This is a genomic window from Streptomyces sp. (assembly GCF_050698815.1).
In the GTDB taxonomy this organism is placed as follows: Bacteria; Actinomycetota; Actinomycetes; order Streptomycetales; family Streptomycetaceae; genus Streptomyces.
Genome location: NZ_JBOHCV010000667.1, coordinates 1 through 9,335, shown reverse-complemented (window position 1 = coordinate 9,335; position 9,335 = coordinate 1). Strand labels below are relative to the sequence as shown.

General features: G+C 68.5%; 14 protein-coding genes. 5 read left to right on the top strand and 9 right to left on the bottom strand.

Annotated elements, in window-relative coordinates; translation table 11 throughout:
• Window positions 1-140: 140 nt before the first annotated feature.
• On the top strand, window positions 141-752 hold the full coding sequence (locus ACRDP3_RS23985) for a hypothetical protein (RefSeq protein WP_431519079.1): 612 nt from the start codon (window positions 141-143) through the stop codon (window positions 750-752).
• Window positions 753-816: 64 nt separating this feature from the next.
• On the opposite strand, the gene ACRDP3_RS23980 is transcribed toward ACRDP3_RS23985, so the two are convergent.
• The 3 genes from ACRDP3_RS23980 to ACRDP3_RS23970 form a co-directional block, all read right to left on the bottom strand.
• Window positions 817-1,281 (bottom strand): GNAT family N-acetyltransferase, encoded by a 465-nt coding sequence (locus tag ACRDP3_RS23980; RefSeq protein ID WP_431519078.1) that lies wholly within the window; start codon window positions 1,279-1,281, stop codon window positions 817-819.
• Between the two features lie 45 nt (window positions 1,282-1,326).
• On the bottom strand, window positions 1,327-1,857 hold the full coding sequence (locus ACRDP3_RS23975; RefSeq protein WP_431519077.1) for a GNAT family N-acetyltransferase: 531 nt from the start codon (window positions 1,855-1,857) through the stop codon (window positions 1,327-1,329).
• 131 nt (window positions 1,858-1,988) lie between these two features.
• Complete coding sequence (locus tag ACRDP3_RS23970; RefSeq protein WP_431519076.1) at window positions 1,989-2,477, bottom strand: hypothetical protein; 489 nt, start codon at window positions 2,475-2,477, stop codon at window positions 1,989-1,991.
• A 116-nt stretch (window positions 2,478-2,593) separates the two neighbouring features.
• On the opposite strand from ACRDP3_RS23970, the gene ACRDP3_RS23965 reads away from it, so the two are divergent.
• A complete protein-coding gene (locus tag ACRDP3_RS23965) occupies window positions 2,594-3,145 on the top strand; it encodes a YciI family protein (RefSeq protein ID WP_431519075.1) in 552 nt (183 codons plus the stop codon).
• Between the two features lie 144 nt (window positions 3,146-3,289).
• Here ACRDP3_RS23965 and ACRDP3_RS23960 read toward each other — a convergent pair whose 3' ends face one another.
• From ACRDP3_RS23960 to ACRDP3_RS23935, 6 genes are all read right to left on the bottom strand, one after another.
• Entirely contained in the window at window positions 3,290-3,670 is a 381-nt protein-coding gene (locus ACRDP3_RS23960; protein WP_431519074.1) for a hypothetical protein, read from the bottom strand.
• 11 nt (window positions 3,671-3,681) lie between these two features.
• A complete protein-coding gene (locus ACRDP3_RS23955) occupies window positions 3,682-3,933 on the bottom strand; it encodes a DUF397 domain-containing protein (protein WP_431519073.1) in 252 nt (83 codons plus the stop codon).
• Window positions 3,930-4,745, bottom strand: coding sequence for a helix-turn-helix domain-containing protein (locus tag ACRDP3_RS23950; protein ID WP_431519072.1), 816 nt, complete (start codon window positions 4,743-4,745; stop codon window positions 3,930-3,932). The genes ACRDP3_RS23955 and ACRDP3_RS23950 overlap by 4 nt, the downstream gene beginning before the upstream one ends.
• A 207-nt stretch (window positions 4,746-4,952) precedes the next feature.
• Window positions 4,953-5,426, bottom strand: coding sequence for a hypothetical protein (locus ACRDP3_RS23945; protein WP_431519071.1), 474 nt, complete (start codon window positions 5,424-5,426; stop codon window positions 4,953-4,955).
• A gap of 81 nt (window positions 5,427-5,507) precedes the next feature.
• Window positions 5,508-6,404 carry a hypothetical protein gene (locus ACRDP3_RS23940; protein ID WP_431519070.1) on the bottom strand — a complete coding sequence of 299 codons (897 nt, stop codon included), beginning with the start codon at window positions 6,402-6,404 and terminating at the stop codon, window positions 5,508-5,510.
• Window positions 6,405-6,519: 115 nt separating this feature from the next.
• The gene (locus tag ACRDP3_RS23935) at window positions 6,520-7,527 is read right to left on the bottom strand and encodes an ArsR/SmtB family transcription factor (protein WP_431519069.1); all 1,008 of its coding nucleotides are present in this window, start codon (window positions 7,525-7,527) and stop codon (window positions 6,520-6,522) included.
• Between the two features lie 579 nt (window positions 7,528-8,106).
• Between ACRDP3_RS23935 and ACRDP3_RS23930 the strand changes: the two genes are divergently transcribed.
• The 3 genes from ACRDP3_RS23930 to ACRDP3_RS23920 form a co-directional block, all read left to right on the top strand.
• Window positions 8,107-8,655 carry a GNAT family N-acetyltransferase gene (locus ACRDP3_RS23930; RefSeq protein ID WP_431519068.1) on the top strand — a complete coding sequence of 183 codons (549 nt, stop codon included), beginning with the start codon at window positions 8,107-8,109 and terminating at the stop codon, window positions 8,653-8,655.
• 70 nt (window positions 8,656-8,725) lie between these two features.
• Window positions 8,726-9,013, top strand: coding sequence for a hypothetical protein (locus ACRDP3_RS23925; RefSeq protein WP_431519067.1), 288 nt, complete (start codon window positions 8,726-8,728; stop codon window positions 9,011-9,013).
• Between the two features lie 119 nt (window positions 9,014-9,132).
• The coding region (locus ACRDP3_RS23920) for a CBS domain-containing protein (RefSeq protein ID WP_431519066.1) at window positions 9,133-9,335 on the top strand (203 nt) is incomplete at its 3' end.

The following is a 9,335-nucleotide window of genomic DNA, read 5'->3' as shown; positions in this document are numbered from 1 at the left end:
ACCTGGCCGGGCGGGTGCCTGTGTGACCTGCGGTTTCGTCCGGGTTGCCGGCTTCCGGGCATGGTCGAGGGGTGGGTGCTCAGCCGGACTTGAGTATTCGGGCTCAGGCGTGCCGGGGCCGCGCTTTCTACCGTGAGCACATGGGAGCGGAAGAGGAAAGGGAGACCACCGAGGGCCACGACAGGACTGAACAGCGGTGGCAGAAGGGCTGCTTGGTGGCCCTGCTCGTTCTCAGCAGCCTGGTGGTACTGGGCCTGTTGGGCCTCGCCGAGCTGGAGAAGAGCCTGGACGGTTACGGGCAGTTGGAGCAGGGCCCCGATGACTCCTCCGGGAGCGCGGCCGATCCGCTGGCGCCCGGTGCCACCGCGGAGTACGAGGATGGGCTCACCGTTACGGTCAGCGAGCCGCACCGCGAGCCGGGCGGGCGCGCCCACCGTTTCACGCTCACCTACGAGAACGGTACGGACGAAACGCTGAAGCTGGCTCTCGACTCCGGGTACGGGGGCGACCCCCTCGACGTACGCGCCGGAGAGTCTCTCGACGACGACGGACCCGAAGACGGAAGCACGAGCGACTGGCTCAACCAGGAGCAGGCGGCCAGGAAGCTGTCGCCGCCGCTCGGCGAGGATGACAGCGTCACGGTGCCGGTGCGGGTGGCGGGGGACACGAAGGGGATGCCCATCACGGTGGAGGTGACGCCACCGGACGACGGGTACCGGGACACGGCGTACTGGCAGCTCACGCTGGACTGACGTGCTGCCGCAGGGGCGGGTCGCGTGTGTGACACGGCGATCGACAGGGCCGATCACGCCGGCATCAGGCGACGGCCAGGCGAAAGACCTGCCGCGAGCCGCCTTCCGGGCCCGGATCGACAGCCTCGGCAGGGAGGAAACCAAGACCCTCGTAGAAGGCCCGTGCGCTGCTGACGAAGGCACCGGGGTGATCGGCCCCGAATGTGACCACCTCAACAGAGCCCGGGCCCCGTACGAACCTACGCATCGCGTCCGCCATCAGGGCACGACCGACGCCCGTCCTCCGTGCCTGCTCCGAGACGACGAGCCAGCGGACGTGGTAAGTCGGCACCTTCGCTCCGAACAGCAGCCCACCCAGGAGATCCGGGCCCGAGGAAACGGCGACGAGGGCGGTGGACCGGCGAATGTGCTTATGCACGGCGTCATGGAAGCCAAGATCCTCGACCATCGGACCGAACCAGTGCTCGACCTGGGCCGCCAGGCCAAGGAAGCCATCGAAGTCCTGCTCTCCCGCGAGTCTGGCGATCACCCAGGCAGTCTGACAGGAACGAGGCAAACGCTGCCTGACGCGGCACTACAGAGCGATCCAGTAGCGGCGCTTGATACCCACGTCGGTGGTGCGGACGTCCTCCAAGACGCCACCGTTGCGCTCGATGCTGCGCGCCGATCCGACATTGTCGTCGTCGCAGGTGACGAGGACCCGCCCCAGACCGAACGCACGGGCCTCGAGCAGAACCGCCCCGAGGGCCCACGTGGCCAAGCCGCGTCTCCGGGCGGAGGGCCGGATGCTATAGCCGATGTGCCCGCCGACATCGAGCAGAACGGCGTTCAGATAGTGCCGCAGATCGATGGCTCCCAGATAGCTGTCGCCCTCGACGATCCACCAGTGGGTGGCGTGGACGCGCTCTTCTCCCACGGCAACTGACCTGTCCGACTGCTGCTGCAGTTGCTCAACCCACGCCGAGAAGACCTCGGGGCTGTCGAGGCCGGCTTCAGGTGCGAGACGCAACCCGGTCCCGTCCTGATGGGCACCTGGAGACCACTCGTCACGCGCCGCGAGCCATGAGGACTGGAGCCGACCTGTGGGTGTGATCAGTTCAGGCATGCGGGCGACGATAACACTCGTCCGTCCCCTGTGATCAGGCATTTTTCGCTGGTCCGGGCCTACGACTGCTCGCGCATCACACCCGCATGACGCGTGATCACCGACAACCGAGATCTACTTTCACAACAGCCCTAGTTCTTGAAGGCCCTCGCCCATTTACGGCAGGTGAAGTAGCCCCACGGCAGGAAGAGCAGGCCGAAGCACAGCCACCAGAGGGAGCCCAGGGTCGCCCACACGCCGGTCTCCCGGAAGTACCCGTCGGAGCCGACAGAGCCCTCGACCACGTCGAGCTTCGTACCGGCCGGGTTGTCGTCAGTGTTCTCGAGGGTGGCGTCCCGGTTGGCGTACTCCGCCGCGCGAGGGTCGAAGGTGCCACGGCACTTGTAGTCGGGCCATGCCCTGCTGCTCGCCTCGTAGCAGAAGTCCACCGTGAACGTGCCGCGTACGCCGACGAGACCGGTGGCCTGAACCCCCTGTACGCCGTTGACGATCAGCGTCCCGGCACCGACGAGGGTGATCGCGAGACCGAGCATCAGCCCGACGATCCTGTACACCAGCGCCGGCTTCGGCTCTGCCGGTCGCTTCTCGCTCGGCTTATGCGCCGCTGCCTCTCCGCTCACCCGGACACCTTAAGGGTCCGCTCACACCGGGTAGTTGTCGGGCTGGTGTGGGTAGGTGGGTTCTTTCGCGGTGAAACCCGGTCGACCTGGTCACCTCCTGAAGAGACCCTGTGGGCATGGAGTTCATCTGCTTCCACCGCGACCGGCCCGGCTCCGCAGCGCTGCGCGATGAGCTGCTGGAAGAGCACTGGTCCTACATGGACCGGTACGCGAAGGGGATGATCGCCCGGGGCCCGACCCTCGCCGACGACGGCGGTACACCCACCGGCAGCGTGCACATCGTCGACCTGCCCGATCCCGTCGCCGCCCGCGCGTTCGCCTTCGACGAGCCGAACTACCAGGCCGGCGCGTACCGGGACGTGCTGCTGCGACGGTGGCGCAACACGCTGGGGCGCACCATGTGGGACTTTCCCGGCGGCCGGACCGGTGGCAACCGGTACCTGGTGCTCGGTCTCGGCACGGGGCATGCCGCCGACCTCACGGTGCCGCCCGACCGGGACGAGCTGATCGCCTACGGGCCGTTGCTGTCCGACGACGGCGCCACCTGGCTGGGCACGGCGGCGTTGGTCCGGGCTCCGGACCCGGACACGGCACGCGCCCTCCTGACCCCGGACCGGTACGCCAATATCGAGGTGCACAACTGGCAGTTCGGCGGGCGACCGTCATGACCCGAGGGGTCCAGGCCGACGTCGTCCCGGCGAAGCTGTATCGGCGGCGAGCCGACCGGTCCACCGCTGGCCCCACCTCGCGCCGGTGCTGTCCACCAAGACGATCGGCTGCGCTGCTGCCCGCTCGGAATGGGCAGCCGCCGCTCAGCCCCGTGCGCGCAGGGACGGCATGAACAGCACAGCCACCACCACCAGATTCGCCACGGTCCCGAAGGGCAGGTACCACAGCCCGCAGACGGCGAGCACCACAACTGCCCACCAGGCTCCCGGTGTTCCTGCGGCGAAAGCCGCACCGGAGACGAGATAGCCCACCGCGTAGCCGACGAAGACCCATTTGACCAGTAGCGAGCGCGGGTCGAGCCCCACACCGGAGACGAGGTTCGCCCACGGCCCGAGCTGACCGGCATGCGTACCGCTCCTGGGCGTCACGAAGTCACCGGTGAGAAGAGCGTGGATCCCGTCGAAAAGCATCCACCCGCCGATGACCGCGATGAGGGCTACAGCGGCCCATCCAGCCCAGTGCACTGGACACCCCTTCAGGCGGGGTGGGTGGCGGCGTGGCGGAGGAAGGCCGACCATCCGGCCGGGGGGACGCTGAGTATGGGGCCGTCCGTCGTGTTCTTCGAGTCGCGGATGTGGATGACGGAGGGGCAGGCGGCCACCTCTACGCAGTCGCCGCCTGCCGTACCGCTGTAGCTCGACTTGTGCCAGGTGACGGCGATTTCCAGGCAGTTGCCGCCCTCGGTGCCGCTGTAGCTGGACTTGAACCAAGCGAGTTCACTGCTCATAGCTCGTCTGCCACCCTTCTGATGAACCGCGCTGACTCCTCGGCGCTCAGCGCCTGCATGCGGATCATTCCATGGCGTTCGGTCAGTACCTGGAGAGTTTCCGGATCGGCGTAGAGGCAGCGCATCTCGTGCCCTTCCTCGTACGCATACCGCGCGTGCTCTTCGGTCTCCAGCAGTACGAAGGCTCCGTCCAAACCGGCGTGGGCTCCGGCATCGGCCGGGAGTACTTGGAGCGACACGTTGCGATACTCGCCCAACTTCAGCAGGTGATGGAGCTGGCGGCGCATGACATCGCGCCCGCCCACCATGGTGAGTAGCGCAGCCTCGTAGATGACGAAGCTGAATACCACGGTCGGTTTGCCAGCGAGCATCCCTTGCCGTTGCATCCGAGCAGCCAGCCGCTGCTCGATCGTCTCGTCGTCCAGCGGCGGGCAGTATGCGTGCAGCAGCGCACCCGCGTACTCGTCAGTTTGCAGAAGGCCGGGCACGAGCAACGGCTGGTACGAGTGCAACGCGACCGCCGTCGCCTCCGCTTGCATGAACTCGTGGGTACGTGCCGGGTACTTCTCTGGTTCCAGGTATTCCGAGGCGGCCCGGAGTTTGCCGCCCGCGTCGCACATATCGTCGGCGACTTCGAGGACGCGGCGGGCGCATTTGCGGCGGCCCTGTTCCATGGATTTGATGGCGTCGTAGCCGTAGCAGGCTTCGCGGGCCAGGTCTTCGCGGCTGACGCCGGCCTGGATGCGCCAGCGTTTGAGCTGGTTGCCGCAGTAGCGCCAGGCCGCGGGCGGTTGGGTGTTGTCGATGGTCATGGTGCTCACCGTCCGTCCCTGCCGGCACGCCACGCTGCGTACCGGGTTCGTTACGGACGAGCGTATGCACACGTCAGCGCGGTGCGGGCGGGAATGACGGAAGTCCGTCTCTTGACCCCGCGGCGCCATAGGTAACGGCAGCGACGCCGTCACCTATGGCCTGGCCGCGCGCCGTTCGGGAACGCGGTCAGTGAACCGAGCGGGTACTCAGGTCCAGGGGTTGGTGCAGGAGCTTGACCAGGCGTGGCGGCTGATCTTGTCGTTGGCGTTGGCCCCGCCCGTGAAGAAGTTGCGGGTCAGGTTGTCGACGTAGAGCTCGCCGTGGGACAGGCAGCCCACGCCGTTGCTGCCGCCCAGCGCGCCCTGATAGAGCAGGACGTTGTCGACGCTGCCGGCGACGCCGGTGTTCAGCACCGACGACGCCTTGTCGTTGTCCGAGCCCCGGAACGCCCCCGAGCCGTCGGCCCAGTTGGAGTCGTTGCCCCTGTCCTCGCCGAGCTCCCCGCGGCAGTCCGAATCAGTGTAAGCCCGGAAATACCCGTCACCCGCGTAAAGCTGGTAAAGGCGGTCGCAGTTAGGCCCCGTGACGCGCTCCGGGGCCGCCTGGGCCGACCCGGCGAACAAGGTACTCGCCGTCGCGGTGACTGCCGCTGCCATCAGGACTGCGCGCATTTTGCGCATGGTGTCTCCTTCATTTCTCGATGGGTGATCGGTGTGCTGGTCATGTGGTCCGGGCGCGGTCGACGTGCACGGGCAGCCGGCTCAGTCGCGGTCGTCGATCCGCTTCGCCTGTCGAAGGGCCGCCAGTTTCAGCCGGTTGCTGGTGGCGATCTCGTCGGCGTACCGATCGCGAACAGGTCCGCCGTACTCGCGATCCAGCCGGGAAAGAGTGCTGGGCAGGGAGGACTTACGGGCGCACTCGGCCTCCGCGACGGCGAACTCCACCTCGACGGCGTGTGCCTTGGAGGTGCTGAGTCCCTTGGTCCGCTCGCGGGCCTCGGCACGGGCGGCCTCCGGGTCCGCGAAGTCGCGGCCCAGCGCGTCGCGCATGCACCGTGACCACGCTTTCAGCCCCTTGGCGAAGCGCGGATCGCGCCTGATCTTCGCGTCGTACACCGGGACGAGATTCGTGGCGATCTTGTCGGTGCGGAAGAAGACCCTCGTGTCGCCGTACAGCTCCTCACGGGCCGAGTGCTCGCAGCCGCCGTCCAGTGTCCGGACGGCGCCTCCGGCCGGCAGCCGGACGGAGAGCATGGGCGTGTCCGGCCTGCCGCCCAGTGCGTGGGAGAAGCGCTTCCGTTCGGCCGGAGACAGACGCTTGCGGTAAGCGAGGTTCGGGTCGTGTTTCTTCGCGGCGAAGAACGCCCGCTTGAGCCGTCCGCCGTACCCGTGCTCGCGTGCCCACGCCACGTCGTCCTTGACGAAGCTGTGGGTGAAGGCCCGTACGGTGTCGGCGTCGGCCGGCGGCGCCACCCAGTACCGGAAGCCGTTTCGCTTCATGCACCGCTGGATCAGACGCTGTTCGGCCTGCTCGACGCGCGCCTGCTCGGTCTTGGTGAGGGCGCGGGACGGGCCTTCGCTGGCAGCCGGCGCTGCCGAGCCTCCCGTACAGCCCGACAGTGCCGTCAGGACCGCGGCGCTCGCGGTGGCGATGGCCATGGCGGTCAGGGCATTGGTGCGGCCTCGCATGGTGTCCCCCCGTGATTCCCCGTTGTCGTGCCGTGCCAGCGTGCCGGGAGCCGCCCTGCCGCCGCGACACACTAAAAACCTGCTTTTACGCATCGATCGGCGTGCCCGGCGGACTCTCCAGGAGGGTGAGCCCCGCGGGGGTGATGGTGTGCAGCATGTTCCTGCTGCGCCGGACACTCAGCAGCAGGCCGGCCCGGCGCAGGACGGCGGTGTGGTAACTGGCGTCCTGCGCGGAGATGCCCAGCCGCTCGGCGAGTTCGCCGGTGGTACGGCCGCCGGTGACGTCCTCCAGCACGGCGGCACGGGTTTGCCCGATGAGAGCTGCCAGCCCGGCGCCGCGCGCCGGCGTGCCGCCTCGGGACGTGACCCAGCCGAGTGGGTGCTGGATGGGGTAGACGAGGGTCGGAGTCATGTCGGGGTCGGCCAGCGTGACGGGTCTGCGGGTGCAGAAGAAGGACGGCTGGAGCAGCAGTCCCCGGCCTTCCAGCGGCACGACTCGGTGGACCGGATAGTCGGCCTCCAGCACCGGGGGTTCCCAGCGCAGGACGGGTCTGAAGCTCGCCAGAAGTCCGTCGATCCCGCCCTCCAGCACCGCTCGGGTGCGGATGGCGCGGTCGGCCTCCACCTGCGCCCGGATCTGCGGCCAGAAGGGGGCGAGGGCGTGCCGGTGGTATCCGCACAGAGCGGCCCGCAACCGGCGCAGGGTCGCCGTATCCCCGTCGGACAGGGTCCGGATGTCGGCTGACAGCGGACGTGATCGGTCCCGCGAGGCATCGAGTCTGCCCAAGTCCCTTCGCAGAGCCGTCCTTGCCGTGCCGAGCACGGTCTCCACCGCGCTCGCCAGGTCGAAGCGGCCGTCGAGGTCAGGTGTGAGGAAGTCTGGCGAGTAGCCGGACGGTGGCAGCAGCTCGGCCAGCAGCCGGCTCGCCGCGGGCAGCTGCGGCCGGGCTCTGCGGCGCCACTCTCCGAACACCAGAGGCGCTTCCCTGGTGATGAGGACCTGGAAGCTGTTGGTGATCTCCCAGAGTGGATCGGGCGCTGCGGCGACGCGGATACGTGCGATGTCCTCACTGGTGAAGTGCACCCGCAACATGGCTTTCTCCCCCATGGCTGTCGTCAATGGGGAGCTGGGTGTCCAGAGCCTTTTCAGCGGAGCCGGGTGGTCAAATCCGGCCACACGTCGGGACGTGCGTCAGCCGCGTCCCGGAGGGCAGCGGGGCGGCGGGGCGGCGCGGCAGCCCCCCGTGAAGCCGCGCCGAGCCCCGTTGCGGCAGCCGACACCACCATCGCGTCTCTCTCCCGGCGACACACGGTCGATTCCTGCCGTCCTGTGCCAGGTTTCCTGCCGTCCTGTGCCAATTGCGTCAGCCTGCTGCAGATCGCGGCGAGGAGCATCCCCTGCGGAGAGGCGCAAGCACTGCTCCCCGGGGAGCAGGCGCGGGGCCGGGGTCCGCCATGCCTCCCGCGGTCGCTCACCTCGTTTCGTTCCCCGGGCGGTCCGGCCGCGCGTGACGTGCACAATCCGGGGCGTCCGCACTCCCCAACGAGGTCTTCTTCGACCGTTCCGCGCTGTTGTCCGCCTCGGCGCACTGACGCGCCGCAGACGCCCGTGACCCGCCGTGGAATGATCCCGTCGCAGTATGTGTGCCGGTTTCGACGGTTGAGGGGAACGATGTACGCGATATCCCTGGGTGATGGCGGAGCGGAGCTGCGCCCGCTCGAGCCGTGGCGGGCCGAGGAGTTCCTGGTGCACATGGACCGGGGGCGGGAGTTCATCGGGCAACACGTCGGGCTGCCGGACGTCGTCACGGACCTGGAGTCGAGCCGTTTGTACCTTCAGTCGTACGCGGAGAAGGCCGCCGCCGACAAGGGGCGGATCTACGGCATCTGGACGGACGGCACCCTCGTCGGCGGGGTTCTCTTCGTGACGATGGACGTCGAGAACGGCAACGCCGAGGCAGGCTGCTGGCTGGAGCCGTCGGCGGCGGGCAAGGGGCTGGCGACCAGGGCCGCACGCGTGATCATCGACTGGGCCATCGAGGAGCGCGGCATCCACCGTGTGGAGTGGGTGGTCTCGGCGGCGAACGAGCCCAGCATCGCCGTGGCCCGGCGGCTGGGGATGTCGAAGGACGGTGTGCTGCGGGAGAGTTACCGGTACCGGGGGAGGCGGCACGACATGGAGGTCTGGTCGGTGCTCGCGCCGGAGTGGCGGGCGGGCTGAGCGGTACGCGACGCCGCGTACCCGGGTGGTTACTGGCCGGCGTAGCGCGCAGGTCAGCACGGTGGGGGCCATGGATGACGGAACCTCGCGTACGTACCGGCTGCTGCCCTGGCCCAACCGGGACGGCAACCCCTGCTACCTCTCCTCCGACGGTAACGGGCTGATCGACACGCTGGCCGACGAGATGGAGGAGATGCAGCTCGCGCTGGGAGCGGAAATCCTCGGCCATGCCGGTGAGTTGCTGGCCGCGGAAGGGGTCGGTGAGCAGGAGCTGCGGTTTCTCGCGGAGCGGCTGGGGGAGTCGCTGCGGGACGCGTTGCGGGTAGCGGAGTCGCGGGGTGGGCGGCTGCGGGAGTGAGCCGGTGACGTACCGGCCGGTCACCTCGCGGTCGGCAGGCGTAGGGCACGGGCTCGTGTTGTCATCGATGGAATGGCCGGGACACACCGTCCCGATGCCGGATGAGGGAGGAGAGTGGGATGAGCGAATCGAGGAGCTTGCGGGCCCGGGACATCATGTCCACGGACGTGCGGTGCGTAGGCGAGCAGGAGACACTGCGGGACGCGGCCAGGATGATGCGCGATCTGCGAGTCGGCGCTCTCCCGATCTGCGGGGAGGACCAGCGGCTCAAGGGTGTGGTCACCGACCGCGACATCACCATTCGCTGTTCGGCCGAAGACCG